Annotated in this window: 22 protein-coding genes and 1 pseudogene; 6 read left to right on the top strand and 17 right to left on the bottom strand. The window is 43.6% G+C overall.

All coding sequences use genetic code 11. The features are described 5' to 3' along the window. Positions 1–31 precede the first annotated feature (31 nt). Together pgk and fbaA are read left to right on the top strand one after the other, a co-directional pair. On the top strand, positions 32–1,198 hold the full coding sequence (gene pgk / locus AAC852_RS12655; RefSeq protein ID WP_340621341.1) for a phosphoglycerate kinase: 1,167 nt from the start codon (positions 32–34) through the stop codon (positions 1,196–1,198). Between the two features lie 57 nt (positions 1,199–1,255). Further along, entirely contained in the window at positions 1,256–2,332 is a 1,077-nt protein-coding gene (gene fbaA / locus AAC852_RS12650; RefSeq protein ID WP_340621340.1) for a class II fructose-bisphosphate aldolase, read from the top strand. A 108-nt stretch (positions 2,333–2,440) separates the two neighbouring features. On the opposite strand, the gene dtpB is transcribed toward fbaA, so the two are convergent. After that, the gene (gene dtpB, locus AAC852_RS12645) at positions 2,441–3,907 is read right to left on the bottom strand and encodes a dipeptide/tripeptide permease DtpB (RefSeq protein WP_340621339.1); all 1,467 of its coding nucleotides are present in this window, start codon (positions 3,905–3,907) and stop codon (positions 2,441–2,443) included. 563 nt (positions 3,908–4,470) lie between these two features. On the opposite strand from dtpB, the gene AAC852_RS12640 reads away from it, so the two are divergent. After that, complete coding sequence (locus AAC852_RS12640; RefSeq protein ID WP_340621486.1) at positions 4,471–4,617, top strand: hypothetical protein; 147 nt, start codon at positions 4,471–4,473, stop codon at positions 4,615–4,617. Between the two features lie 252 nt (positions 4,618–4,869). Here the strand turns inward: AAC852_RS12640 and hpaC are convergent, their stop codons facing one another. The 14 genes and pseudogenes from hpaC to AAC852_RS12570 all read right to left on the bottom strand — a co-directional run bounded on the left by hpaC (position 4,870) and on the right by AAC852_RS12570 (position 18,339). Then, positions 4,870–5,388 (bottom strand): 4-hydroxyphenylacetate 3-monooxygenase, reductase component, encoded by a 519-nt coding sequence (hpaC, locus tag AAC852_RS12635; protein ID WP_340621338.1) that lies wholly within the window; start codon positions 5,386–5,388, stop codon positions 4,870–4,872. Between the two features lie 21 nt (positions 5,389–5,409). Next, positions 5,410–6,972, bottom strand: a complete 1,563-nt coding sequence (gene hpaB / locus AAC852_RS12630) for a 4-hydroxyphenylacetate 3-monooxygenase, oxygenase component (RefSeq protein WP_340621337.1) — start codon at positions 6,970–6,972, stop codon at positions 5,410–5,412. A gap of 218 nt (positions 6,973–7,190) precedes the next feature. Continuing rightward, positions 7,191–7,766, bottom strand: coding sequence for a hypothetical protein (locus tag AAC852_RS12625; protein ID WP_340621336.1), 576 nt, complete (start codon positions 7,764–7,766; stop codon positions 7,191–7,193). 199 nt (positions 7,767–7,965) lie between these two features. Beyond that, a pseudogene (locus AAC852_RS12620) lies at positions 7,966–8,420 on the bottom strand (IS1 family transposase). Then, the gene (hpaA, locus tag AAC852_RS12615; RefSeq protein WP_422824297.1) at positions 8,336–9,295 is read right to left on the bottom strand and encodes a 4-hydroxyphenylacetate catabolism regulatory protein HpaA; all 960 of its coding nucleotides are present in this window, start codon (positions 9,293–9,295) and stop codon (positions 8,336–8,338) included. The pseudogene AAC852_RS12620 and the gene hpaA overlap by 85 nt, the downstream one beginning before the upstream one ends. A 27-nt stretch (positions 9,296–9,322) precedes the next feature. Then, entirely contained in the window at positions 9,323–10,705 is a 1,383-nt protein-coding gene (gene hpaX / locus AAC852_RS12610; RefSeq protein ID WP_340621335.1) for a 4-hydroxyphenylacetate permease, read from the bottom strand. 158 nt (positions 10,706–10,863) lie between these two features. Further along, positions 10,864–11,670 carry a 4-hydroxy-2-oxoheptanedioate aldolase gene (gene hpaI / locus AAC852_RS12605; RefSeq protein WP_340621334.1) on the bottom strand — a complete coding sequence of 269 codons (807 nt, stop codon included), beginning with the start codon at positions 11,668–11,670 and terminating at the stop codon, positions 10,864–10,866. Between the two features lie 17 nt (positions 11,671–11,687). Continuing rightward, on the bottom strand, positions 11,688–12,491 hold the full coding sequence (hpaH, locus tag AAC852_RS12600; protein WP_340621333.1) for a 2-oxo-hept-4-ene-1,7-dioate hydratase: 804 nt from the start codon (positions 12,489–12,491) through the stop codon (positions 11,688–11,690). A 21-nt stretch (positions 12,492–12,512) separates the two neighbouring features. Next, positions 12,513–13,985 (bottom strand): NAD-dependent succinate-semialdehyde dehydrogenase, encoded by a 1,473-nt coding sequence (locus AAC852_RS12595; RefSeq protein ID WP_340621332.1) that lies wholly within the window; start codon positions 13,983–13,985, stop codon positions 12,513–12,515. Positions 13,986–14,074: 89 nt separating this feature from the next. Next, a complete protein-coding gene (locus tag AAC852_RS12590; RefSeq protein WP_340621331.1) occupies positions 14,075–14,473 on the bottom strand; it encodes a 5-carboxymethyl-2-hydroxymuconate Delta-isomerase in 399 nt (132 codons plus the stop codon). Between the two features lie 12 nt (positions 14,474–14,485). Beyond that, entirely contained in the window at positions 14,486–15,361 is an 876-nt protein-coding gene (gene hpaD / locus AAC852_RS12585; RefSeq protein WP_340621330.1) for a 3,4-dihydroxyphenylacetate 2,3-dioxygenase, read from the bottom strand. A 106-nt stretch (positions 15,362–15,467) separates the two neighbouring features. Next, positions 15,468–16,934, bottom strand: a complete 1,467-nt coding sequence (gene hpaE / locus AAC852_RS12580) for a 5-carboxymethyl-2-hydroxymuconate semialdehyde dehydrogenase (protein WP_340621329.1) — start codon at positions 16,932–16,934, stop codon at positions 15,468–15,470. Then, positions 16,931–17,695, bottom strand: coding sequence for a fumarylacetoacetate hydrolase family protein (locus AAC852_RS12575; RefSeq protein ID WP_340621328.1), 765 nt, complete (start codon positions 17,693–17,695; stop codon positions 16,931–16,933). The genes hpaE and AAC852_RS12575 overlap by 4 nt, the downstream gene beginning before the upstream one ends. After that, positions 17,692–18,339, bottom strand: a complete 648-nt coding sequence (locus AAC852_RS12570; protein WP_340621327.1) for a fumarylacetoacetate hydrolase family protein — start codon at positions 18,337–18,339, stop codon at positions 17,692–17,694. Before AAC852_RS12570 ends, AAC852_RS12575 begins: the two co-directional genes overlap by 4 nt. A gap of 395 nt (positions 18,340–18,734) precedes the next feature. Here AAC852_RS12570 and hpaR point away from each other — a divergent pair, with 395 nt between their 5' ends. After that, positions 18,735–19,184 carry a homoprotocatechuate degradation operon regulator HpaR gene (hpaR, locus tag AAC852_RS12565; protein WP_047679839.1) on the top strand — a complete coding sequence of 150 codons (450 nt, stop codon included), beginning with the start codon at positions 18,735–18,737 and terminating at the stop codon, positions 19,182–19,184. Positions 19,185–19,521: 337 nt separating this feature from the next. On the opposite strand, the gene AAC852_RS12560 is transcribed toward hpaR, so the two are convergent. Together AAC852_RS12560 and AAC852_RS12555 are read right to left on the bottom strand one after the other, a co-directional pair. Further along, a complete protein-coding gene (locus AAC852_RS12560) occupies positions 19,522–20,688 on the bottom strand; it encodes an MFS transporter (RefSeq protein WP_340621326.1) in 1,167 nt (388 codons plus the stop codon). A 248-nt stretch (positions 20,689–20,936) separates the two neighbouring features. Then, positions 20,937–21,770: a MurR/RpiR family transcriptional regulator gene (locus AAC852_RS12555; RefSeq protein WP_340621325.1), complete on the bottom strand. Its 834-nt coding sequence runs from the start codon at positions 21,768–21,770 to the stop codon at positions 20,937–20,939. 271 nt (positions 21,771–22,041) lie between these two features. Here AAC852_RS12555 and AAC852_RS12550 point away from each other — a divergent pair, with 271 nt between their 5' ends. Both AAC852_RS12550 and iolD read left to right on the top strand, forming a co-directional pair. Continuing rightward, positions 22,042–23,553, top strand: a complete 1,512-nt coding sequence (locus AAC852_RS12550; protein ID WP_340621324.1) for a CoA-acylating methylmalonate-semialdehyde dehydrogenase — start codon at positions 22,042–22,044, stop codon at positions 23,551–23,553. Between the two features lie 4 nt (positions 23,554–23,557). Continuing rightward, on the top strand, positions 23,558–25,522 hold the full coding sequence (gene iolD / locus AAC852_RS12545) for a 3D-(3,5/4)-trihydroxycyclohexane-1,2-dione acylhydrolase (decyclizing) (protein ID WP_340621323.1): 1,965 nt from the start codon (positions 23,558–23,560) through the stop codon (positions 25,520–25,522). Positions 25,523–25,923: the final 401 nt, after the last annotated feature.

The following is a 25,923-nucleotide window of genomic DNA, read 5'->3' as shown; positions in this document are numbered from 1 at the left end:
ATTTTATAGAGAATCAATGAGAGGATTCACCATGTCTGTAATTAAGATGACTGATTTAGATCTGACGGGTAAACGTGTTCTGATCCGTGCTGATCTGAATGTGCCTGTAAAAGATGGCAAAGTGACTTCTGATGCACGTATCCGTGCGTCTTTGCCGACGATTGAGGCTGCGTTGAATCAGGGAGCCAAAGTCATGGTTACTTCTCACCTGGGACGCCCGACTGAGGGAGAATACAACGAAGAGTTCTCACTGCAACCCGTCGTTGATTACCTGAAAGGTGCACTTTCTTCTCCTGTTCGTCTGGAAAAAGATTATCTGAATGGTGTTGAAGTGGCAGAAGGCGAATTGGTTGTTCTGGAAAACGTTCGCTTCAACAAAGGTGAGAAAAAAGACGACGAAACGTTATCGAAACAGTATGCAGCATTGTGTGATGTATATGTAATGGATGCCTTTGGTACAGCACATCGTGCTCAGGCGTCAACTCACGGTGTTGCTAAATTTGCACCGATTGCCTGTGCTGGCCCATTATTATCTGGCGAACTGGAAGCTTTGGGTAAAGCACTGCACAACCCGGCTCGTCCAATGGTGGCGATTGTCGGAGGTTCCAAAGTTTCAACTAAACTGACTGTTCTTGATTCACTGTCCAAAATTGCTGATCAGCTTATCGTCGGTGGCGGAATTGCCAATACCTTTGTTGCCGCAGAAGGCCACAATGTAGGTCGCTCCTTGTACGAAGATGACTTGATCCCTGAAGCGAAAAAACTGCTGGAAAGCTGTGATATTCCAGTACCTACTGATGTTCGTGTTGCGACAGAATTCTCTGAAACTGCCGAAGCTATATTGAAATCCACCAGTGAAATTAAAGACGACGAGCAAATCCTTGATTTGGGCGATGCATCTGCAGAACGTCTGGCTGAAATCCTGAAAAGCGCTAAAACTATTCTGTGGAATGGCCCGGTTGGTGTTTTTGAATTCCCTAATTTCCGTAAAGGAACCGAAATTGTTGCCCATGCGATTGCAAAGAGCGATGCTTTCTCGATTGCAGGTGGTGGCGATACTTTAGCAGCAATTGATCTGTTTGAAATTGCTGACAAAATATCTTACATCTCTACCGGTGGTGGTGCTTTCCTTGAGTTTGTTGAAGGCAAAAAACTACCAGCCGTTGTGATGCTGGAAGAACGTGCTAACAGTAAATAAGTTGTGATAACAGGCAGTGAATACTGCCTGTTCAATATCAATACAGGACCACGTAACATGTCTAAAATTTTTGATTTCGTAAAACCGGGTGTCATCACGGGTGATGATGTTCAAAAAGTCTTTGCTATCGCAAAAGAACATAACTTTGCTCTGCCGGCAGTGAACTGTGTCGGTACTGACTCTATCAACGCAGTGCTGGAAACAGCGGCAAAAGTACGTGCTCCGGTAATCATCCAGTTTTCCAACGGTGGTGCATCATTTTTAGCAGGTAAGGGTTTAAAACTTGAAGGGCAGCAAGCCGCAATTCTGGGGGCAATTTCTGGTGCTTACCATGTACATCAGATGGCAGAACATTATGGTGTGCCAGTGATCCTGCATACTGACCATTGTGCACGTAAATTACTGCCGTGGATTGATGGTCTGTTGGATGCTGGTGAAAAGCATTATGCTCAGACTGGTAAACCATTGTTCTCTTCCCACATGATTGATCTGTCAGAGGAATCTCTGGAAGAAAATATCGAAATTTGTAGCCAATATCTGGCACGTATGGCAAAAATCGACATGACGCTGGAAATTGAACTGGGTTGTACTGGTGGTGAAGAGGATGGTGTTGACAACAGCCATCTCGACAGCTCTTCCCTGTATACTCAACCGGAAGATGTGGCTTATGCTTATGAGAAACTGAGTGCTATCAGTCCACGTTTTACCATCGCGGCATCTTTTGGTAACGTCCACGGCGTATATAAACCAGGTAACGTTAAACTGACACCAAAAATCCTGCGCAATTCTCAAGACTACGTTTCTGAGAAATTCAACCTGCCACACAACAGTCTGGATTTTGTCTTCCACGGTGGTTCCGGCTCTACCGCAGAAGAGATTCAGGAAGCTGTCAGCTATGGCGTAGTGAAAATGAATATTGATACCGATACTCAATGGGCTACCTGGGAAGGTATTCTGAACTACTACAAGAAAAATGAAGGCTATCTGCAAGGCCAGCTAGGTAACCCGGAAGGTGCGGATAAACCGAATAAGAAATTCTATGATCCACGCGTCTGGTTGCGTGCTGGCCAGGTTTCTATGGCTGTTCGTCTGGAGCAGGCTTTCAAAGAATTGAACGCGGTTGATGTGCTGTAATTTCCATACTGATTGGCATGGATTCAAGTAGTTTTTTAGTTTCCGCTCGTTATTTAGATTATCAACGAGCGGGAATTTTGTTTAATTAACCCGGATCAGATTGATTGGTTATGCTTTCGCTCCATCCTTCATAATGCGGTTCAGCCACGGCACCATGAAAGCCATAATCACAGCAACAATAAGAGTGGCAATCCCTATTTTTCCAAATACGCTCATATAAAGTGGCAGGGTTTGCAGAGGATCGGTCACGCCTTTTGGTGCGGCGGTGAATGTGGCAACATAACTTCCTAATACTGATGCTGCTGCTTGAGATAAGAACCACATGCCCAGAATAAATCCTGTCAGGTAGCTAGGAACAAATGTTGCTACCATTGCCAGTCCCAGTGCACTGATCATCAATTCCCCGACACTTTGGAACAGATAAACCAATACAATAAACCATGGGGAAGTCATGCCTTGTTCATCGGCAAATAAACCCGAAGCGGCGGCTGTCATGAAACCGAGAGAGCACAGGAACATGCCGAAGGTAAACTTTGTTGGCATGGAAAAATCTTTTCCCTTTGCTCCCAAGCGGGTGTAAACCACCGCCAGGATAGGACTGACCACAATGATCCAGAATGGATTCAGTGCTTGGAAACTGATGGGATTAACATTAAAGCCGAAGATCTGGGTATGGACGTTGTTGATGGCGAAGAAATTGAGGGAAGTCGGCATTTGGTTATACAGGATGTAGAACACAATAGCTTGAAGCATCAAAATAAATGCCACAAACATCTTATTGCGGCCGATCCTGTCCTGTTTAAATGCCTGCCAGAAGAAAATGATTACAACAACGGCTGAAATCGCTATGAGGACAATATTGGCAATGTTGATATTGTGCAATAACCATGCACAAACACCAATCATAGCCACTGTACCAAGCAAAACTAAAAACAGGGTTACATAGTTCAGAGGGGCATGATCTGGTTCAGAGCCAATGTTATGTACCATACGGCGGCAAGCGATATAAACCAACAAGGCGATAATCAGGCCGATACCACAGATATTATAAGTGACGGCGTAGCCGTATTTATCAGCAATGACAGGGGCAAGAGAAAGAGAAACCAGAGAGCCAAGATTAATAGACATATAGAATAACGTAAATGCACCATCCAGGCGTGGATCTTGGGGCTGGTAACATTTTGCCAGTAGGCTGGCGGGGTTGGCTTTGAAAAGGCCATTACCGACAGCCACGGCTCCCAGTGCATAAAAAATCAGCTCAGGTTCCATGATGGAAAGACCAATCATGAAATAGCCTATCGTCAGTACAATGGCACCCAGAACGATAGTTCGCTTTGTTCCTAATAAGTGGTCGCCAACATAACCGCCGATGGAAATCAGGCCGTAAACCAGTGCAGTAAACGCACCGAAGGTGATAAATGATTGTGCTTCTGAAAAACCAAGTTGTTTAACGAAATAAACAGCAAGAATGCTTTGAACGCCGTAGTAGCCAAATCTTTCCCATAATTCCACAAAAAAGATCATGAAAAAGGGTTTCGGTTGATCCCATAAACCGATTGGAACGGTTTTATTCATAGTAACTGCCTCTGTTAGTTGTCATACCGGTGGACAATACATTCAGAGCTCATACTGTTGTTAATATATGGATAACATAATGTATTGTACGGGTTGTGATTTTGTTTATTTATTCAGAGTGATCGAAAGCGCGGGAGGTTAATATACTAGTACAATATCTTCTCAGTGTTTGATCACACTAATGTAAAAATTAATACCAGATTTGACGAAATATTCACTAAATTAATGGCGAAAATAATACATGAATGGTTTGAGTGTTCGCAAATGAATCAATTTGCTGTTTATTTGATCTTTGTTGTTGTTTTTTATCGAAAAATGACTACCTATTAATTAGTATTAAGAAGATGACATTACGAATATCAATATATTGATTTTTTATTATGTAATTAATAATTTTGTTTATTTGCGCAGGGATAAAATTTACATTGTTTTGAGAGGAAATGCTAAATTTCCCCAAAAATCGGAGTACGCATTAGGTAGAATTTTCTTGTCATTTTAATGTATCAAAGAAGATTCAATTCTTATGAAAAATTACACCTTTTTCTATAAATGACGTGCTAAATATGGCAGCATGGATGCTTCCCTTATGGCCCGGCTTAAGGAAATGGTGGCAAAAAAGTGGTGAAGCCCTTTCTGTATTGGAACTGCACAAGCTGATGAAAAAGACGGAGGAAATAGCTGAGCAAATTTTACGTTGGTCATACTGGTGAGGACGGTATCAATATTATGCGCAACAATGTCACTATCGTCGCCGGGAAAGAGTATCTGCTGATAGGTGTGGGCGTCGGTCCGCCAGTGATTGATAGTCCATATTTTTGCGACAATGTAATATATTGTTCTGTGTTGTCCAGGTCTTTGAATTGGTTTCAATTTACATCACAAAGGTATGCCCTTCGTCTTGTAAATTGCGTTTTAGAAGACGAAGGAGATATGTTCAGTAGAATAATATTTCAAACAGATATTTAAACCGCGGTAGCCAAAGTCTTGCTCATAACCTGGTGAAAACTACGCTTAAAATAAATTAACCCATGACCCTCTTCACGAACAATAATCTGTTTTATTTCCACCAGATAAACATTATGAGTACCAATTTCCTGTACTTGTTCAATACTTCCTTCCAGATTGGCCAGTGTTCCTTTCAACATGGGTTGCTCCAGTATCCCTGTTTGCCAGATATCCCAACTAAAGCGCTCTTCCATACCGGCTTCGGTCATGCCAGCGAAATGGCGGGCCATTAATTCTTGCTCATGATTCAGGATATTGACACACAGCCGACCGTTTCCCTGAAATACCGGATTCATGGCGCTGTTGCGATTAATGCACACCATCAGAGTTGGAGGCGTATCTGTCACAGAGCAGACTGCTGTTGCTGTCATACCGCAGCGCCCTGCCGGGCCATCCGTAGTAATGATATTCACCGCAGCGGAAAGGCTTGCCATCGCATCCCTGAAACGCAAGCGATGTTCATTTTTCAAAGACATAATAAGCCTCCTGTTACTGATTTATTTCAGCAGCTTATCTAATAGATTAATATCGTGGTTATTGTACAAATGGGGTTTTGTCCAGCCATTCACATCATAGTCAGAAAGACAGCGATCCACTAACTCCGTCATTTTCTTCATATTGCCGGAACCATACGCATGACGCAGACATTGCAGGCGAATTTCATCCTGACTGCCGGCATAATTAATTTCGTACAATTCATGACGTCCACCGAATTCACTACCGATGGCATCCCACATTAATTTCAAAATTTTAATTCGTTCCACATGATCAATACCATTGGAGCCACGTACATATTTTTCCAGGTATTTATTGATTTCAGGATTGTTCATATCCCGCACGCTGGATGGCAAATAAATTAATCCGCTAGTGACATTACTTTCAATGATGTTCTTAATTTTCGTATAAGCCATCGGTGCCATAACGCGGTAAGTTTGTATTGCCTGTGTATCCGGCAGGTAGGCATTACCTTCCCATGGCTTAGCTTCTGCCCACATTGCATCGGTCAGAGCCCAGAATAGATTGCGCCATGCCACGACTTCACCGAGATCTGCCTGAACACCGCGAAAATCCACCACTCCAGTACATTCGAGGCTCTTTTGCAGTAATCCGGTGATAAAGTCCAGTTTTACCGCCAGACGTACACAGGCTTGTACTGGAAACAGACGGGCAAATCCACTCTGGACAGCCCAATTACGAGCACGATCAAAATCGCGGTAGATTAACACATTTTCCCATGGGATTAACACCTTATCCATTATGAGAATGGCGTCATTTTCATCAAATCGGCTGGAAAGGGGGTAATCGAAAGGTGAACCTGTGGCTCCTGCCACTAGTTCATAGGAAGCACGGGAAATTAATTTAACACCTTCAGAATCCATCGGAGCAACAAACATCAGGGCAAAATCAGGGTTATCGCCGATGACTTGTGCTGAGCCAAAACCAATAAAATTAAAGTGAGTCAATGCCGAGTTAGTTGCGACTACTTTGGCACCACTGACAATAATGCCTGCATCTGTCTCTTTTTCTATTTGGATAAAAACATCTTTAACCTGATCAGCAGGTTTGTGACGATCAATCGGGGGATTAACTATCGCATGGTTGAAATAGAGCGCGTTTTCCTGAATACGCTTATACCATGTACGAGCGTTATCAGCGAACTGTCCGTAAAATTCAGGATAAGCACCTAACGCACAGCAAAATGCCGCTTTATAGTCAGGAGTACGGCCCATCCAGCCATAACTCTGGCGTGACCATTCAGCAATAGCATCACGTTGTTGGCGGATATCATCGGGGCTGGTTGCGAAACGGAAGAACTTATGGGTATAACCGCCACTGCCCGTATCCGTATCCCAACAGAGTACATCATGGGTTTCTGGGGCATGTAGGGCATCATACAGTTGACCGATAGAGGTTGCCGCATTGCGAAAAGCGGGATGTGTAGTGACATCCTTAACGCGTTCGCCATAGATATAAATTTCCCGTCCATCCTGAAGGGAATTCAAGTACTCTTTGCTGGTTAATGGGCGTTTATGATCGGCCCGCAAATCTTCTGGTCTCATGGCTACCTCATCATTCCAAAACCTCCTATTCTGATTTGTTATCCTAATGGGAGGTTAAGTGTTAAATTTATGTTTCTTTATAAGGTTGATTGAAGCGATTGAGAGAGAAGACTTGAAGAGACTTTCAGGAGATACGCTGGTACTTTTCGGTAAGATTGGGCTGTTTACTGCGTAAATGTGATCGAGCTTGTATTTTGGAAGTCATGAGTTTTTTGTTGTTATAATAAATTACAGAAGCGATATTGTGGAATATCGCGTCCATGACGATAACGTAAGATTAATTCACCGTCGAATGGGATATTTTGGTCGTAGCAATAGCTTGGATACGCACAATTACTCCATGGATCACAAATTACAGCTTCTCGGTTCCATGTATCAGGCTCTTTTGTGTTTCCCTGGAGCCTGCCAATCACAACAATTGTATGCCCGTCTTTTCCTAGATCATCAATATCGACATCGAACAGATCGAGAGGTTCTACTCCTTGCATTTTTAGATAAGAGAATGCGACGATGGCTTTTTCTCCACAATTGCCCAGTCGGTATTCTATGGCGGCAGCACTGGTGAGAAAAATGTGTTTTCTGTTATGGTCATAAGTTTGCCTGTTGTTAGAAACTTCATTGAGCCTTGCGTGGGTTGACATTCTTATAGAGTACAATTGCTTATTTAATTCATTGCTCAGTTTTTTCTGCTCAACTGTTTGAGTTGGTAGTTGATTTGGAGAAGTAATACCAATTTTAATATTCACATAATTGATAGCTTTTCTTGCTAAAAAAATATTTCTGGATAATGACATAGCAATATTTCTCCAGAATAAAAAATTGTAAAAGGTATAATTAACAATTTCTTATCAGTGATTGGGTTTCAGAGGGGGTTTTGTTTTTATCAATATTTTGATTATGCTGCATGAGATTTTCAGCCTACCATTTCAAAATTGGTAAGGCAATTAATTACTGAGTGGCAGTATATCCTTTTCCCGGTCATGAACCCAATAGTTAGATTGCTTGTGAAACATAGTAGTTACGCTCAATGAACGTTCCTATCACCTTATCGTGTATTGCTTCGGATTTAGAATAACCGATGGTTTTTCGATTCAGCCTCTTTATCCGGATACGGAGGGTGAGATGAGTTCTCTCAATACGTTGGGTAAATTTCTTTCCTGTGAGGTGTTTTTCCTCAGGCAGACAATCGTAAACGGCATAATCATCTGTACAGTAGGATCGGATACTGAAAGGGGGCAGGAGTGCCAGCAGTTTTTTCAACGTTTTCCTGCTGCGATCCCCAAACACATGTGCCCGGAGTTATTCATTGCCATATCAACAAACTGCTCTTTCATGCCGGGTTTGCAAGCTTGATAGGTATAGTTCAGTTGGAAGGTTTTACGGCAGGCATAGCAGTGATAGCGGGGGTGCCCAGTGTACCCTTTTCCCGCCAAACGCTCGGAGAACATCCCACCAACCGATTAAAAAATCGGGTAAAATAAGCGGGATCTTTAAAACCGAGTTGATATGCCACGTCAAATACAGGACTGTCACTGAACAACAATAACCGTTTCGCTTCCCGTAATAGCCGGTCAAAGATTAATCTTTTGGGTGGTCGGTTAGCAAACCGACGACACATATCTTTCAGACGTGACTCAGTGACGCCCAGTTTTTGGGCGTATTCCGGTACAGTAAGATGTTGACGGTAATGTTGATCAATCAATTGGTTAAAACGCTGGAATAATTTTAATTCTCCTCTGACTCCACCGGAATGGTGATCATCAAGGGGGATGCTGCGTAATAGGAAGGTAAACAGTGATTGCGCTAAAAAGGCCAATGATTGCTCGCGGCCAGCAAACTGGTTGGCAGATTCACGCCCGATCAGTGCCCAATAGTGGTTGAATGTCTCCAATTCATCAGGTTTATCCACGATGGAAAGGCAAATAGCAGGAATATCGATAAACTCCCGATGGAGAGGGTAGAGAGAATTAAGCAATGGTGTAATCAACTCCTGGCGTACTGTCAGGACATAACCGTCGGTATCTTCTTGCGTAAAGAATGCGTGAGGAACGGAAGGAGGAGTCAGGATAAACAGCGGAGCCTGTACGGAGTAGCGAAGATCATCTAATTGTAATTCTATCCGGCCTGTTACCAGATAATGAAGTTGAAAAAAACCATCATGGCGATGCGCCTGCATATCACGACCAAAAAAAGCGGCCATGCGCCCAAAAGTCTGATAGTGCACGTCATCTGATCCCTGTGTTTCATCATAATCCTTGCTGATATCAATATTAGCAATGGTGGTATTAGCAATAGCGGCTTTGCTCATATGAGTGTCTGACATGAATTTCTTCCCTTATTGAGATTGTCATCAGGAACGTGGTTGATAGGGCGATGATATTGCCTGTGGTTTCGACTTTTTCATTGGGATCAACAAGATCATTAGAGCTCCGATAATGAGTAACACAGCAACAAAATAGAGTCCAGAACCAAAACTGCCGGTCTGATCTTTCAGCCATCCGATCAACAATGGACTAACAGCAGAACCCACATTTCCGGTGGCATTGATCACGGCGATCCCGATAGCACGCGCACGCAGGCTGATGGATTGATCGGGGGTTGTCCAAAATACCGCTATGGCAGTAAAAGAGCCGGTTGATGCCATGATGATACCCAAAAGCTGCACCAGGCTGTTGTTTGTCAGTGAAGCCAGGATCCAACCTAAGGCGGCAAACAGATAGGGAAGTACCGTGTGCATTTTACGTTCTTGCAGGCGATCGGAACGGCGACTCCAATAAATCATACCCAAAATGGTACAGAATTGCGGAATAGCCGTTAGCAGGCCAATAACTATATGACTGCTTTCCTGATTGAAACTCTGCATAATTTGTGGCGTCCAGATATTAATGGCGCTCAGGGTATTGGTCAGACAAAAATAAGCGAAGGTGTACATCAGGACAATCGGGGTAAAAACTTCACGCCACAGGCTGGTTTTTGTTTGTGAATTCTCAACCTGGGCCAAAGAAATTCCATCGTTCTCTATCATTTCCTGAAGGCATTTTTTATCCTCGTTTGTCAGCCAGTTGGCTTTTTCCGGTGAATCATCCAGATAAAACCAGACAACAATGCCGAGTAAAACAGAGGGAAATCCTTCCAGAAAAAATAGCCACTGCCAGCCACGCAGATCCCAAATTCCATCCATTCCCAGAATATAACCGGATGCCAGTGAACCAAATGCCATCGTAACGGGCATTGCGATCATAAACAGGGCATTAGCGCGGGCGCGATAATAGGCGGGGAACCAATAGGTCAGATAGACCAGAATACCCGGCAGAAAGCCAGCTTCCGCAATACCTACCAGCATACGCAGGATATACAAACTGGTAGGGCCGGTGGCAAACATTGTGGCAGTAGAGGCAATACCCCACAGAACCATAATTGTGGCAATCCAGCGCCTGGCACCTACGATGCTCAGCATGATATTGCTAGGAATTCCAAAGGCCACGTAAGTAACGTAAAACAGTGTAGCAGCCAGCCCGAACATGGTAGATGTAAGGCCAAGATCTTTTCCCATCGTTAAACCGGCAAAGCCAATATTAATACGATCCAGAAAAGAAAATATAAACAGGATAAATAAAAACAAGATCAGACGGCGAAATAATTTATTGATAACGTTTTGTTGTTGGGCGGTAAGTTGTTTATGTGGGTAAGCCGGATTATCGGATTTTGCTATGGCTTCAGGTGAACTGCTCATGGTTGTTACCTTTTTTATAATTAGTTATTTTTATAGATATAGAAGGAACGATAACCGTGATGGCAGATGCTGCGATTAGCATCTGCCGGGTATACCCTGCATGTTGAATTTATTGAATATAGAAAACACAATTCTGGCTTGGCAGAAAGACCCAGAATTTAATAAATACTGTTTGCAGGTGATGTGAAATTTTGCTGTTCCTTGCCAAAGTGGGCCGCTAATGAGCTGACTGCTCCTGTCAGCAGTGTGATATCAACACCGACAGCAATAAACTGCACCCCAAGCTTCAGATAATGTTCCGCAGTTTCAATATTGGTCATCAGAATCCCCGCTGCTTTGCCTGCGGCGGTGATTTGGGTAATAGTTTGTTCAATCGCTGCCTTAACGTCAGGATGTTGGAGATTGCCAGGATATCCCATATCTGCACTGAGATCGGCCGGGCCGATAAATACGCCATCGACACCATCGACTGCCAGGATCTCAGCTAAATTATTCAAAGCCTCACGCGTTTCCACCTGAACCAAGACACACATTTCTTCATTGGCGCGAGCCAAATAATTGGAAATGAGGTTCCAGCGTGAAGCTCTTGCCAGCGCACTGCCTACACCACGAATGCCTTCAGGAGGATAGCGGGTTGCCCGTACTGCTTCGCGTGCTTGTTCAGCATTCTGAACCATTGGCACCAGCAATGTTTGAGTACCGATATCCAGTAGCTGTTTAATAATGACGGGATCGTTCCACGGTGGACGGACAATAGGCTGGCTTGGATAAGGAGCTATTGCTTGTAGCTGACTCAGAATTGAAGGAATATCATTAGGGGCGTGTTCTCCATCAATCAATAACCAATCAAAACCTGCACTTGCCAGAATTTCGGCGCTGTATGAACTGCAAAGCCCAAGCCATAAACCAATTTGTGGCTGCCCTGATTTCAGGGCTTGCTTAAATCTATTTGTTAGCTGATCCATATGTGCACCTTAAATTCTTAAACAAAGTGGCAACTGACAGAACCTAGTACGCCATAATCCACATGAAATGTATCACCCTTACGAGCAGGGACGGGACGGGTGAAAGAGCCACTAAGAATGATTTGACCAGCTTCAAGTTGAGCACCATGCGAAGCCAGTTTATTAGCCAGCCATGCGACTCCATTGGCAGGATGATCAAGAACCGCCGCAGCAACACCGGATTCCTCAACGATACCATTGCGATAGAGTAGGGCGCTGACCCATCGCAAATCCAGTTCATCGGGTTTGATAGGACGCCCACCCATAATGACGCCACCATTGGCTGCATTATCAGAAATCGTATCCAGCACTTTGCGCGGACGCTGGGTTTCGGGATCAATGTTGTGACAGCGGGCATCGATCAATTCTAACGTCGGAATAACGTAATCTGTCGCATTGTAAACATCAAACAACGTACAGTTTGGGCCGAGCAGTGGTTTTGCCAGCACAAATGCCAGCTCGACCTCAATACGCGGCACAATAAAACGGTCGCAGGGAATATCACTGCCTACCTGAAAAAACATATCATCCAGCAGTGCGCCATAATCCGGTTCATCAATTTGCGAACTGGCCTGCATGGCTTTGGAAGTCAGACCGATTTTATGCCCCTTCAACACCCGGCCTTCCGCAATTTTCATACCGACCCATTCACGTTGAATGGCATACGCATCCTCAATGGTTATTTCTGGATAATCCAATGAAATTTGTCGGATCTGCTTACGGTCTTTTTCTGCCTGGTATAAACGGCGCGCAACCTGTGATACGACTTCTTGTTGTAGCATAGTATGTTAAACTCCTTGGGTTTATAACCCTCCGAAACAGAGGTATTTCACTTCCAGATAGTCTTCTATACCGTAACGTGAACCTTCACGTCCCAAACCAGACTGTTTTATGCCTCCGAATGGCACCACTTCGTTAGAAATCAAACCTTCATTAATACCCACCATACCGCTCTCCAGAGCTTCAGCCACTCGGTAGATCCTGCCAAGATCGCGGGAGTAAAAGTAAGCGGCCAGGCCAAATTCCGTATTGTTGGCAAGGCGGATTGCTTCTTCTTCATTACGGAATTTGAATAGGGCAGCCAAAGGGCCGAATGTTTCTTCATGGGTGATTAGCATTGTTTCGTCAACATCAGCCAGCACAGTTGGCTCGAAGAACAGTCCACCCAGTTTGTGTGATTGACCACCAGTAAGGAGTCGTGCACCACGGGAAACAGCATCATTAACATGAGCTTGTACTTTATCGACCGCTGCCTGATTAATCAGAGGCCCTTGTTGTGATGTGCTGTCATTAGCCGGCCCGACCCGTAGTTGTTTAACTGCCTGAGTCAGACGTTCAGCAAATGCCTCATAAATACTTTCCTGCACTAAAATCCGGTTGGCACAGATACAGGTCTGCCCGCTATTACGGAATTTTGTAATCATGGCACCTTCTACTGCAGCATCCAAATCGGCATCATCAAAGACAATGAAAGGTGCATTACCACCTAATTCAAGAGAGAGTTTTTTCACCGTATCGGCACTTTGTGCCATCAGTAATTTACCTACACGAGTGGAACCCGTGAAAGAGAGTTTGCGCACGATAGGACTCGACGTCAGAACTTCGCCAATGGCTTTGGCATCCATCCCCGTGACAATGTTAAAAACACCAGCCGGAACACCCGCTTCCTCTGCCAGTGCAGCCAGTGCCAGTGCAGAAAGTGGAGTTTCTGCGGCAGGTTTCAATACAATAGTACAACCTGCTGCCAGTGCCGGACCGGCTTTACGGGTGATCATAGCATTGGGGAAATTCCACGGTGTAATAGCCGCGACGACTCCGATAGGTTGCTTGATGGTAGAAAGACGACGTCCTGGCATCGGGGAGGGGATAGTCTCCCCATAAATCCGCTTACCTTCTTCTGCAAACCATTCGATAAAACTGGCACCATAAGCTATTTCTCCCATCGCTTCAGCATGAGTTTTTCCTTGCTCCATACTCAACAACTCGGCCAGAGTCTTCTGGTTATCCATAATCAGATTGAACCACTGCTTGAGTATTTGACTACGCTGTTTAGCTGTTAAAGCCCGCCATGCAGGAAGTGCGTTTTGAGCTGCTTCAATAGCGCGATGAGTCTCTGCTACTCCCATATCACTAACATTGGCGATGATGTCACCATTAGCAGGGTTGGTAACCGCAAAGGTTGTTTGATTATCCGCATCAACCCACTGCCCATTAATATAAGCTTGTTGACGCAATAATAAGGTATTAGATATTAAAGTATCGAAATAGTTTGGCATGGTTTTCTCTCCTTTCTCTCTATTTAACAAACTATTTAACAAAAAGATGAACTGGATTTTCTGAATGAATTAATCTTAAGTCATGCTGTTCATAATGTCTGATCGTTTGCCTTAAACAGCTTATGAACGTTATTGGATTTATAATTCAGTATCGGATCAAGTTCTTCTATCGTGAAAGAGAGACCAAGATAACGCTGTGCCATTAAATCAGCAAAATGGGTTTTGATGAGCGAAAAAAGCCTCTCCCCGACTTTCTGGCGATCTTCAAGGCTGCGTCCTGCACCAATTTTTAGTGTCATGTGAACAAAGGCATAATCCTGTTTGCCATCCGCCATTTGCCATGTATCCAACCAAATTGCCCGGCTGCGGATACCCCCCAGAGGGAAAATGCCCGAATCTGCAAGCGACTGATTTACTTTGGCAAACAGTTCCGGTAAGTTGGCTTCTTTGCGAATATTCTCGGTACATTCAGCGTAAAAATGTGGCATAGTTAACTCCTGTCAGACGATAGTTGTCCGATGAACAAAATCGGGTAACGGGAAAACGGCATTCACCTGTCCTGTCCCTGAGCTGGCAAATAATTCAGTAAGAAACTCGACCTTACCATCGTATTTATCCCAGCCAAGCAACCCAAGTAACATGACGGTATCGTGCATATTGCCTTCACCACGGCAATAGTGGGCATATTCAGGCAGCATTTTGCAGAATTCCTTGAACTTGCCTTCCTTCCAGAGTTCCACAACCCGGCGATCCATTTGCTCATCAAACTCACGGGTATAACTGTTCATTCCTTCTTCAGCACGTTGATCGTCAATGAAGCTGTGAGACAACGAGCCACTTGCCAGAACTGCGACTGTACCATCATATTTTTCAATCGCTCGTAAAATAGCCACACCTAATTTACGGCTGTCTTCAAAAGCATGAACGGTACAAAAAGCAGAAATCGAAATCACTTTGAAATGGCGGTCACTGTTCATATAGCGCATTGGAACCAATGTGCCATATTCCAGTTTCAAACTTGGGATTTCATGTGATTGCGCGCGAACGCCCATTCTACGGGCTTCTTCTGCGATAATTCGACCCAGTTCGGGGTTACCGTCATACTCGTAACTCATATCACGAATAAAGTGCGGCAATTCGTTACTGGTATAGATACCGGAGAAATGCTCTGCGCAGTTAATATGATAGGCACTGTTTACCAACCAATGGGTATCGAACACAATGATGGTATCAACACCCAACTCTCGGCAACGTCGGCTGATTTCTTTATGCCCGTCAATTGCACTCTGTCTGCAACCGTGATGTTTGCCCGGCAATTCGGACAAGTACATAGAAGGTACATGTGTAATTTTTGCTGCTAACGCTAACTTGCCCATAAATCCTCACTTAATATCAGGATGGTGAAACGCGGTTAACGCTGGAATTGATGACACTTTTCCCGTGTCAAAAACCTCAGTCCGGGTTAAAGCTTCCAATTCTGAATCAAAGCCCCCAGCGAGGAATCGAATGATTTCCCATTGAAATACAAACATTTTTCACTTCAGCAAAAACTTCAAAACTGTATTCGCCACCTTCACGTCCTACACCTGAGGCTTTCACGCCACCAAATGGCTGGCGCAGATCGCGTACATTCTGAGAATTGACGAATACCATGCCAGCTTCAATCCCATGGGCCAATCGCAGGACTTTGCTCACATCCTGTGTCCAGATATAAGATGCCAAACCGTATTCCACGTCATTGGCCATGCGCAGCCCATCTTCTTCACTCTTGAATGGCAACAGACAAGCAACAGGGCCGAAGATCTCTTCTTGCGCTACACGCATCCGGTTATCTACGTCTGCTAATACGGTCGGACGCAGGAAATGACCGTCTTTCAGGTGCTCAGGCAGATCGGTGGGTTTATCCGGGCCTCCTGCCAGCAAGGTTGCCCCTTCTTCAATGCCAAGGCGGATATAACCGGAAACCTTTTCCCAATGTTGTTGACTAATCAGGCTGCCGACTTGTGTATTTAGATCCTGCGGATCACCGATACGCAGCCGATTGGCACGTTCAGCAAAGCGTTTAACAAATTCAGGATAGATACTTTCTTGAATAAAAATACGGGAACCTGCTGTGCAACGTTCACCATTAAGCGAAAAAATAGTGAATAGAGCAGCATCTAATGCACGTTCAATATCGGCATCTTCAAAGATCAGCACTGGAGATTTTCCGCCCAGCTCCATCGAATATTTTTTCAGCCCTGCATTCTGCATAATCAGGCGACCAGTTACTGTTCCACCAGTAAAAGAAACAGCACGAACGCCCTGATGTTTTACCAGAGCATCCCCTGCCGTATTGCCGTAGCCCTGCACCACATTCAGCACCCCTGCTGGAATACCCGCTTCCAGCGCCAGTTCACCTAATCGGTCGGCGGTGAGTGGCGAAAGTTCGGACATTTTCAAAACTGCGGTGTTTCCCAGCGCCAGACAAGGAGCGACTTTCCATGTAGCGGTCATAAAAGGCACATTCCACGGGGAAATCAGTGCACAAACGCCCACAGGTTGGAGCAATGTATAATTGAGCATCTTGTCATCAACGGGATAAGTTCGCCCGTTCATCTGCTGACAGATTTCAGCAAAGAAATCGAAATTGTGGGAAGCGCGTGGAATAAGTACATTTTGTGTCTGGTGGATTGGCAGACCGGTATCCTTGGTTTCCATTGCGGCAATATCAGGAACATTCTGGTCAATTAACTCCCCTAAACGGCGCATCAGGCGTGCACGTTCTTTCATTGGAGTATTAGCCCATTTAGGAAAAGCTTCTTTGGCGGTGGCAACTGCCTGATCAATCTCTTCTTTACCTCCTGAAGCAACTTCTGCCAATACCTCTCCGGTTGCAGGATTTGTCGTTTCAAAATAACTTTTACTGCTAACGTTCTTACCGTTAATCCAGTGGTTAATGATGGTCATGACAAACTTTCCTCATATTCTTGCTGGCTGACAATCTGATTTACCAAACGTCCAATGCCTTCGATTTCCACAATGACTTCATCACCGGGAACGACATCGGATAGCCCTTTAGGGGTGCCTGTCGCAATCATGTCCCCCGGCTGCAATGTCATAAAATCACTTAAGTAGGCGATCAGGAAGGGAATATCGAAGATCAAATCTGCGGTTGTACCACGCTGGCGTAGCTCACTATTGACCCAAGTACTCAAGGTGAGGTTATGAGGATCGGCGATCTCATTTTTATCAACAATCCACGGGCCGATTGGAGTTAATGTATCGCGGCTTTTTACGCGCAGATTAGGGCGATAATAATTTTCCAGATAATCCCGGATAGCGTAATCGTTACAGAGGGTATAGCCTGCAACGTAGTTCATCGCCTCTGCTCTGGAAACCTTGTGAGCAGGTTTACCAATCACGACAACTAACTCTGCCTCATAATGCATATATTCCACATTGTCAGGGCGGACAGAAACTTGACGATGGCCTGTGAAACTATTGGCTGCCTTGATAAATACCAGAGGCTCTTCTGGTGGTTTAAATTCCAGTTCGGTTGCATGATCGGCGTAATTAAGACCCAATGCGAATAGTGTTCCATTGGCAGGGGGAAGCCACAAGACATCAAATTCGTTGACTTTGCTACCATCAGGGAGCAACACATTTTCCTGTTCATCAACAGTGACATGAAGAACCTGGCCTTGATAATGAACTCTGGCGTGTCTCATGCTTGACCTCCAGCCAATACAACGGTGTTTTGTAAAGTTGGGAAGCCATCAGCGTTGATAGTGACGGTATCATTGGGATGGAGAGTAACACGCTGATGTGGGGTTCCCAGCAGAATGACATCACCTTCTTCCAAGGTGGCAAAATCACTTAATGCGGACAAAAGTTCTGACGACGAACGTACCAGATCTTTTGTTGACCAACGGTCAACTTCCTGACCATTGATTTCGGTTGTGATCTCAAGTGAATCCACGTTTCTTGTACTGATCATCAGGCCGATTGGGCAAAAGCCATCCCGGCATTTTGCTTTTATAGCAGGGCGATAAAATGATGTTTCTGGCAAGCTGACTTCATTTGCCAATGCATAACCGGCAATGTATTGCTCTGCGTCTTTAACGGAAACTTTGCGGGCGGGTTTGCCAGCCTTGTCTGTACCGATAAATAGCGCCAGCGTTGCGCCACTTTGTACAGTTTCTCCAATAGGATGAGGAATAATATCACCGGAAGCGATAATCGTGTTGTGAGGTTTGATAAACCAGATTGGAGTTTGAGGTGGTGTGTTATAAGGGGCTTTGTGAAATGCCTTGCGCCAAAAATCAAGCTGACTATTGTGGTTGAGAGCGACGGCAAAAACGGTGCCTTTCATTAACAACTCCTTGAAAGCTGTGCGACGTAGATACGTATCGCAAGAACAATTATTAATATATTAATAAACCAAGTTCTGATAACGTTCAATATGTTAAGTTAATTGTTAATTTTAATTGTGATCTGTGTAACAACATTCTGTCGGTGATTATTTTTAACACATAAAGATCAAGCCGTTATATTATCTATCAAGGTCATTTGGTATTTCATTTAACTTTTTGTTAACTTTCTATGGCAAAATAATTTTATTTATTTGTTAATATTGAATTCTTTTCCCTTTGTAGATAGTTATGAGCATGTTAGTCTTTTTGCCGTTAATGTTGTCTATAATCGGTAGCGTGCGCGTTCAACTTATAGAGAATTACCCGTGGTTAACTTTAAGAGTCACCTTTAATTATGCATGAATCCTTGACAATAGCATTGCTTCAAGCTCGGGAAACCGCGATGAGTTTTTTCCGTCCGATATTGAAGAGTTATAATTTAACTGAGCAGCAATGGCGCATTATTCGCGTACTGGCGAGTAGTCGTTCGATTGATTTTCATGATTTGGCCAATCTTACCTGTATCTTACGTCCTAGCTTGACGGGTATTCTGACTCGCATGGAGCGTGATGGTCTGATCTTTCGTTTAAAGCCTATGAATGATCAACGAAAATTATATGTTTCTTTGACTCCGGCGGGTCAAGAATTGTATGAAGAAGCAAAAGGAAAAGTTGATGAAGGTTATGAGGCAATTGAAGCTGCCTTCTCTCCAGAAAAATTAGCTCAACTTTTAGGGTTATTGGATGAGCTTATTTCTATCGGAAATCGTTCTCAGGACGATATCGATGAAAATGAAGAACAGTAAAGATAGAAGGGTATTAATATATTAATTAATTGATACTTTAATGATAAGAGAAAGAGCACCGGAATAAACTGGTCGTGATTTTCTGAGCAGTTTATTGCGGTGGTTTCTCTGTTTTTTGGGAAATTGAACCAATTGTCATAACCTATATATTTTATTTATGGTTCATAAAATATATTTATACAAAAGCTTTTCTATACTATTATGGAATAACTCATATTCAATATTGGAGTTAACTATGCCGGAGCAAAAATAATACACGAGTGATATTCCAAATTTTTTATTTATGATATTTATTTTAGTTTAAACATTTTTTATCACATATAGTGAAACTATTTTCTTAATATCCTTGTAGACGTTTCTTGTGGGCGAGGAAACCTGAAATGACAGCCAGTAATAATCCCATAGAAGCCAGTAAACCCCCAGCCAGATTGAGAGTAGAATAACTATAATTAGCTGCGATAATGACCCCGCCTAACCATGCTCCTACGGCATTACCCAAATTGAAAAATCCAATATTGACAGAAGAAACGAGATTAGGGGCACCGGCTTCCTGGGCTTTATCCATCACCAGACGCTGAATGGGTGATACTGTGGCAAAACCAAGTGCAGCCATAAGGAAGACACTCAAACAGGCAATAAATGGATTGTCACCGGAGAGCCAGAACATAAACAAAACTAAAGCGTGTAACCCTAGAGTCCAATATAGCAATGGCATCATGGCCTTATCTGCCAGTTTTCCACCAACAATATTGCCAAAAAAGAATCCCAGTCCTAATACGACAAGGATCCATGTGATTGCACTTTCAGGTAATCCTGCAACATTGGTCATTAATGGTGCAATATAAGTAATAGAAGTAAAAAAAGCAGCAGGCCCCAAAACAGTAATCCCCATAGCCAGCAGGACGTGAATATTGGTAAAAACTAACAACTCCTTTTTGATACTGGCGGGAGCTTGTTGATTGAATTTAGGCAATAATTTTAAGATACCAAGTAATGCGATAATGCCGATCATGGTAATGATGGCAAACGTGACCCGCCAGGAGATGGCTTTTCCTATCCATGTACCAAGAGGTATACCAACCAAATTCGCGAGCGTCATGCCACTGAACATAAATGCGATAGCGATTGTCTTTTTATCTTTTGGCGCCAGTTCTGCCGCAATAATCGCACCTATTCCCATAAAAGCACCGTGAGTCAGTGAAGCAACGATACGACCAATAATAGCCAGATAAAATGTTGGGGATAAAGTCGTCAGTGTGTTTCCTATAATGAATAATACCATTAACATAACGAGCATCTTTTTTCTCTCTATGCGCCCACCCAGAATAATTAAAACAGGCGCCCCAATGAATACACCGAGTGCATAACTGGTGACCATATATCCTGCTGTGGGGATTGATACACTAAAGTCAATGGCAATTTCTGGAAGCAAACCAGCGATAATAAATTCAGTTGTGGCGATCCCAAATGTTGCTAAAGCTAGAACCCAAATAGCTGCCGGCATGGAGTGCTCCTGATCAGAGAATGAATAATAGGGTTATTATTAAAATCATTTATTATTATCACAGCGTGTATTTATTTCTGAATGCGAAGAATACTAACCTATATCAATATATTCATATAGCATTCAATTTGGAAGTAGCTGAAAACTCATTAAATGAATCCAAAATAATAATAATAGTAGTCCCCTATATCCTATATCCTTCATCTTTTAAGTTGCCACCAATAAAGCGGCAACTTAAAAGAAATCACTTATCCTGCATTTTCTTTCCTGTAAGCTAAAGCAACAGCTAATGATTGCATCAGACATAGCGTGGCTGATTGAGAACGGAACGCATCGACTTTTGCCTCCTTCACCACAAAGCAGATGTCACTGAAACTCGCCAGTGGGCTGATCTGGCTGTCAGTAATCACAATCTGCTTTGCTCCAGCCTGTGCAGCTCTTTCACTGACCATTACCGTTTCTTCGGCATACGGTGTAAAACTGATGGATACCACAACATCATCAGCGCCAATCATATTCATCTGTTCACGAAACATTCCACCCAAACCATCCACCAGCAAGGGACGGCACTCCAAATGGCTCAGAGCATAAGTAAAATATGACGCGACGCTGAAAGATCGGCGTAGCCCGATAATGTAAATATTGTGAGCATTCGCCAATAAATCTACTGCCTTATTTAAATCCTCTACAGGAGTGCGGGCAGCAAGTTGCTGAATGGCTTGTGCATTAGAGTGGGCAAATTCCTGTAAAATATGTTGTGGATCTTCCGGTTTCTGCTTATTGCCATCCAACTCTTTAAATAGGCGGGCCCTATCTGTATAACTGGCGGTTTCTTCTACCAGATTCATACGAAATAATTGTTTCATTTCATTGAACCCACTGAAATCAAAAGCATTAGCAAAACGAATAAGCGTAGAAGGTGGAACATTGGCCTCTTTTGCGATAACCGCAACAGTATCAAAAGCCACGCTATTGGTATTATCTAAAATATACCTTGCAACTTGCTGTAACCGTTTACTTAACTCATCATAACGCGAGCGAACTTGTTCTTGCAGTTCATGCAAATTAGACGCAGCAGACATAATGCCTCCCTAATAAAGTGTAATGAAATGGATAATTCATTCATCGTCAGGCAAGCCTGTTAAATGCAGGCGAAGATGTTCGCAAGTTGCCACTGTCTAATGAATGTAATTGCACAGAAATAGCGTGTTGATCACATTAATAAAATGGTATTCTAATTCCGATTGAAAATGAAATATATATTTCATATATCTGTAGCATCGTGATTCAATTCATAATGATTCAACTCATCTTAAATAGTTAACCTTATAATTGTATTGAGAGAGGCTCAGAATGGAACAGATTAAAAATTTTATTGGCGGGCAACTCATTGGTAGTCAAAGTGATCGCATTTCATTTGTGTCTAACCCGGCGACAGGACAGGCAATTCGTCAAGTTGCCATGAGCACAGCCCAAGAGACTCAATCAGCTATTGGATCTGCTCACCAGGCCTTTAAGGAATGGTCTAAAACTCCTCCATTGAAAAGAGCCAGGATCATGTTCAAATTTAAGTCATTACTTGAAGAAAATCAGGATCGGCTGGCTTGTCTGATTTCCGAAGAACATGGAAAAATCTATTCTGATGCTGTGGGGGAATTGGCTCGTGGCCTTGAGGTTGTCGAATTTGCCTGTGGTATTCCCCATTTACAGAAAGGAGAACATTCTGCCAATGTGGGCACAGGAGTTGATAGCCATTCCCTGATGCAGCCATTGGGCGTTTGTGCAGGAATTACTCCATTTAATTTTCCGGCAATGGTTTCGATGTGGATGTTTCCGATTGCATTAGCGACGGGAAATACTTTTGTCCTGAAACCTTCTGAAAAAGATCCTTCTCTCTCAATCGAACTGGCTAAATTATTGCAGCAGGCTGGCTTGCCAGATGGGGTATTTAATGTTGTACAAGGAGATAAAGAAGCCGTTGATGTATTGCTGACTGATCCTCATGTTGAGGCGGTAAGTTTTGTTGGTTCGACACCGATTGCAGAATATGTTTATACCACGGCATCCGCACATGGCAAGCGTTGTCAGGCATTGGGGGGCGCGAAAAATCATAGCATTCTTATGCCGGATGCCGATATGGATATGGCTGCGAACGCCATAATCGGGGCAGCCTTTGGCGCAGCAGGAGAGCGCTGTATGGCATTGTCTGTTGTTCTGGCGATTGGGGATGAAATTGCAGATGAGCTGGTAGCAAGACTTCAGAATCAAATTGACAAAATGGCTATTGGTGCAGGGGTCACCAAAGGCAGAGAAAATGACATGGGGCCAGTCATCTCTGAGCAACATAAGGCTAAAATTTGTAGTTACATTGACAGTGGCGTAGCTCAGGGAGCGAAATTGCTGGTGGACGGGCGTGAATATCGGGTTCCTGATTATGAAAACGGCTATTTCGTTGGACCTACCCTATTTGATTATGTCACGCCAGATATGAAAATCTATCAGGAAGAGATATTCGGGCCAGTATTGTCCATTGTTCGCGTACAGGATTATGCAACAGCCCTGAGATTGATTAATCAGCATGAATACGGTAATGGTGCTGCTATCTTTACCCGTGATGGAGAAACTGCCCGTCAGTTCAGTGAAGATGTACAGGCTGGCATGGTTGGCGTCAATATACCTATTCCTGTGCCGATGGCATTTCATAGTTTCGGAGGCTGGAAGCGCTCCATTTTCGGCCCACTGAATATGCATGGAAATGATGGTGTGCGTTTCTATACCCGGATGAAAACAGTAACCAGTCGCTGGCCGGCCAGTGTGCGTCTGGAGCACCATGACAGCAGCTTTATCATGCCAACGATGGAGTAATATCATGAATACATCAATAACGCATGCACAGGCAACGAATACACAAAAGATGACAATGGCTCAGGCTCTGGTCAAATTTCTTAATCAGCAATATATCAATGTTGACGGGGAAGAATTTCCCTTTATTTGTGGCGTCTTCACCATATTTGGTCATGGTAATGTTGTGGGATTAGGGCAGGCGTTAGAGCAAGAACCGGGGCATCTCAGAATTTATCAGGGGTGTAATGAACAGGGTATGGCGCATATTGCCACCGGTTTTGCCAAGCAGAAAAAACGCCGACAGGTTTTTGCTGTAACTTCTTCTGTCGGGCCGGGAGCGGCCAATATGGTTACAGCCGCCGCTACAGCAACAGCGAACCGTATCCCATTACTATTATTACCGGGAGATACTTTTGCATGTCGTCAGCCTGACCCGGTTTTACAGCAAGTTGAACAGTATGGTGACGGCACTATCAGCACTAATGATTGTTTTCGCCCTGTTTCGCGCTATTGGGATCGCATTTCCAGACCTGAACAATTGATGAGTGCCATGATCCAGGCTACGCGAGTATTAACTGATCCGGCAGATACAGGTGCAGTGACCATCTGCTTACCACAGGATGTGCAGGGAGAAGTATGGAATTACCCTGATTACTTCTTCCAGAAACGAGTACATCGTCTTGAACGCCGACCTGCGACTTTGCCCCGTATTCAGGATGCCGTAGAACTCATCCAGTGTAAGAAAAGACCGTTGCTGGTTTGCGGGGGCGGAGTCCGTTATTCCGATGCTCATGTGGCTTTCCGTCAGTTTGTTGAAACTTTTAATATTCCATTTGCTGAAACACAGGCAGGTAAAAGTGCTATTGTCGCAGCACATCCCTTGAATTGTGGCGGGATCGGTACAACGGGTTGTCTGGCGGCAAATTTGCTCGCTAAAGAAGCTGATCTAATCATAGGTGTTGGTACACGTTTTACTGACTTTACTACTGCATCAAAGTCTTTGTTCCAAAATCCGCAAGTTGAATTTCTTACGATTAATGTAGCAGAATTTGATGCCAGCAAGCTGGATGCGGTTGCAGTTATTGCTGATGCCAGGGAAGGGCTGAATGCGATTACTCAGGCATTGGTAAAAACGGCATGGCGTTCTGACTGGCAACAGGAAATTATGCAGGCAAAAGCAACCTGGCAACAAGAACGGTCACGATTGTTTTCCATACAGTATCAGGTCGGGGACAAACCGGAAATTGCGGGTCATCTGGATGATAAATTAAATGAATACAGTGAAACATTGCAGACTAACCTAACTCAAACACGGGTACTAGGCCTGATGGATCATCATCTGGAACCTAATGCCATTATTGTTGGAGCAGCAGGTTCCTTGCCGGGAGATCTACAGCGATTGTGGCAGTCTAAAGAGCCTGATACTTATCACCTTGAATACGGTTATTCCTGCATGGGGTATGAAATAGCAGCAGCACTAGGGGCAAAACTTGCCTGTCCGAACCAACCTGTTTATGCAATGGTTGGAGATGGATCTTATATGATGTTACACAGTGAATTACAAACAGCGATTCAGGAAAACATCAAGATTACCGTGTTGTTGTTCGATAATGCCGGTTTTGGTTGTATTAATAACTTGCAGATGAGTCAGGGGATGGGGAGTTTTGCGACAGAAAACCGCTATCGTAATCAACAAAGTGGTCAGTTAGATGGCGTACTTGTACAGGTAGATTTTGCTAAGAACGCAGAAAGTTATGGCTGCAAAAGTTACCGGGTACATAACGAACAGCAACTGATTGCTGCTTTGCAGGATGCCAAAACACAGCCCCGCACAACCCTAATCGATATTAAAGTGCTGCCAAAAACCATGACCCATGATTATGAAGCATGGTGGAGAACAGGAACAGCACAGGTTGCAGACCGCCTTGCCGTTACAACGGCGGCTGAAAACATCAGGCAGTATGTGGAGAAATACACTCGTCAATATTAATCTTCTTGCGATGTAGTCCCTGCAATATGGTTTGATACTTCCTGTCTGGTGGTAAAACGAACCATTCTATGTTGGATATGGAAATTTTATTTCATATCCAACCACGTCATTGTCATAGTTTGTTGATCACGGTTTATTGAACACATTGTATTCTTTTAACCATGCCTTAGTGGAATGATGTTTTTATATTATTCTATGATTTTAAAGTAAATTTACATTGTTCATCCAATGAAATAACACTTTTTTCGTGACAGGTATAACACTAATTGCAGCTTTTTCATCACAAATTGCTAACCACTTCTAAAAAACAAAATTTTCAAATAAATGCAAATTGAAATAAATATTTTAATTGATATATTTTTATACACCCAAAAAGCAGATACAGAGGTATCAAGGAGCAT

It is taken from the genome of Xenorhabdus siamensis, from assembly GCF_037996745.1.
GTDB classification, from domain to species: Bacteria; Pseudomonadota; Gammaproteobacteria; order Enterobacterales; family Enterobacteriaceae; genus Xenorhabdus; species Xenorhabdus indica.
Note: the sequence above shows the minus strand (reverse complement) of the source record. Positions and strands in the feature narration are given on the sequence as shown.

Excerpts from the sequence above, each read along its gene's own strand:
- hpaB (WP_340621337.1), bottom strand. The coding sequence starts at position 6,972 with ATGAGACCAGAAGATTTGCGGGCCGATCATAAACGCCCATTAACCAGC.
- AAC852_RS12640 (WP_340621486.1), top strand. The coding sequence starts at position 4,471 with ATGGCAGCATGGATGCTTCCCTTATGGCCCGGCTTAAGGAAATGGTGG.
- AAC852_RS12560 (WP_340621326.1), bottom strand. The coding sequence starts at position 20,688 with ATGCCGGCAGCTATTTGGGTTCTAGCTTTAGCAACATTTGGGATCGCC.
- AAC852_RS12555 (WP_340621325.1), bottom strand. The coding sequence starts at position 21,770 with ATGTCTGCTGCGTCTAATTTGCATGAACTGCAAGAACAAGTTCGCTCG.
- fbaA (WP_340621340.1), top strand. The coding sequence starts at position 1,256 with ATGTCTAAAATTTTTGATTTCGTAAAACCGGGTGTCATCACGGGTGAT.
- dtpB (WP_340621339.1), bottom strand. The coding sequence starts at position 3,907 with ATGAATAAAACCGTTCCAATCGGTTTATGGGATCAACCGAAACCCTTT.
- hpaH (WP_340621333.1), bottom strand. The coding sequence starts at position 12,491 with ATGCTACAACAAGAAGTCGTATCACAGGTTGCGCGCCGTTTATACCAG.
- AAC852_RS12575 (WP_340621328.1), bottom strand. The coding sequence starts at position 17,695 with ATGAGACACGCCAGAGTTCATTATCAAGGCCAGGTTCTTCATGTCACT.
- AAC852_RS12590 (WP_340621331.1), bottom strand. The coding sequence starts at position 14,473 with ATGCCACATTTTTACGCTGAATGTACCGAGAATATTCGCAAAGAAGCC.
- hpaC (WP_340621338.1), bottom strand. The coding sequence starts at position 5,388 with ATGTCTTTGAAAAATGAACATCGCTTGCGTTTCAGGGATGCGATGGCA.
- hpaD (WP_340621330.1), bottom strand. The coding sequence starts at position 15,361 with ATGGGCAAGTTAGCGTTAGCAGCAAAAATTACACATGTACCTTCTATG.
- hpaE (WP_340621329.1), bottom strand. The coding sequence starts at position 16,934 with ATGACCATCATTAACCACTGGATTAACGGTAAGAACGTTAGCAGTAAA.
- AAC852_RS12550 (WP_340621324.1), top strand. The coding sequence starts at position 22,042 with ATGGAACAGATTAAAAATTTTATTGGCGGGCAACTCATTGGTAGTCAA.
- pgk (WP_340621341.1), top strand. The coding sequence starts at position 32 with ATGTCTGTAATTAAGATGACTGATTTAGATCTGACGGGTAAACGTGTT.
- hpaX (WP_340621335.1), bottom strand. The coding sequence starts at position 10,705 with ATGAGCAGTTCACCTGAAGCCATAGCAAAATCCGATAATCCGGCTTAC.
- hpaI (WP_340621334.1), bottom strand. The coding sequence starts at position 11,670 with ATGGATCAGCTAACAAATAGATTTAAGCAAGCCCTGAAATCAGGGCAG.
- AAC852_RS12625 (WP_340621336.1), bottom strand. The coding sequence starts at position 7,766 with ATGTCATTATCCAGAAATATTTTTTTAGCAAGAAAAGCTATCAATTAT.
- AAC852_RS12595 (WP_340621332.1), bottom strand. The coding sequence starts at position 13,985 with ATGCCAAACTATTTCGATACTTTAATATCTAATACCTTATTATTGCGT.
- hpaA (WP_422824297.1), bottom strand. The coding sequence starts at position 9,295 with ATGTCAGACACTCATATGAGCAAAGCCGCTATTGCTAATACCACCATT.
- hpaR (WP_047679839.1), top strand. The coding sequence starts at position 18,735 with ATGCATGAATCCTTGACAATAGCATTGCTTCAAGCTCGGGAAACCGCG.
- AAC852_RS12570 (WP_340621327.1), bottom strand. The coding sequence starts at position 18,339 with ATGAAAGGCACCGTTTTTGCCGTCGCTCTCAACCACAATAGTCAGCTT.
- iolD (WP_340621323.1), top strand. The coding sequence starts at position 23,558 with ATGAATACATCAATAACGCATGCACAGGCAACGAATACACAAAAGATG.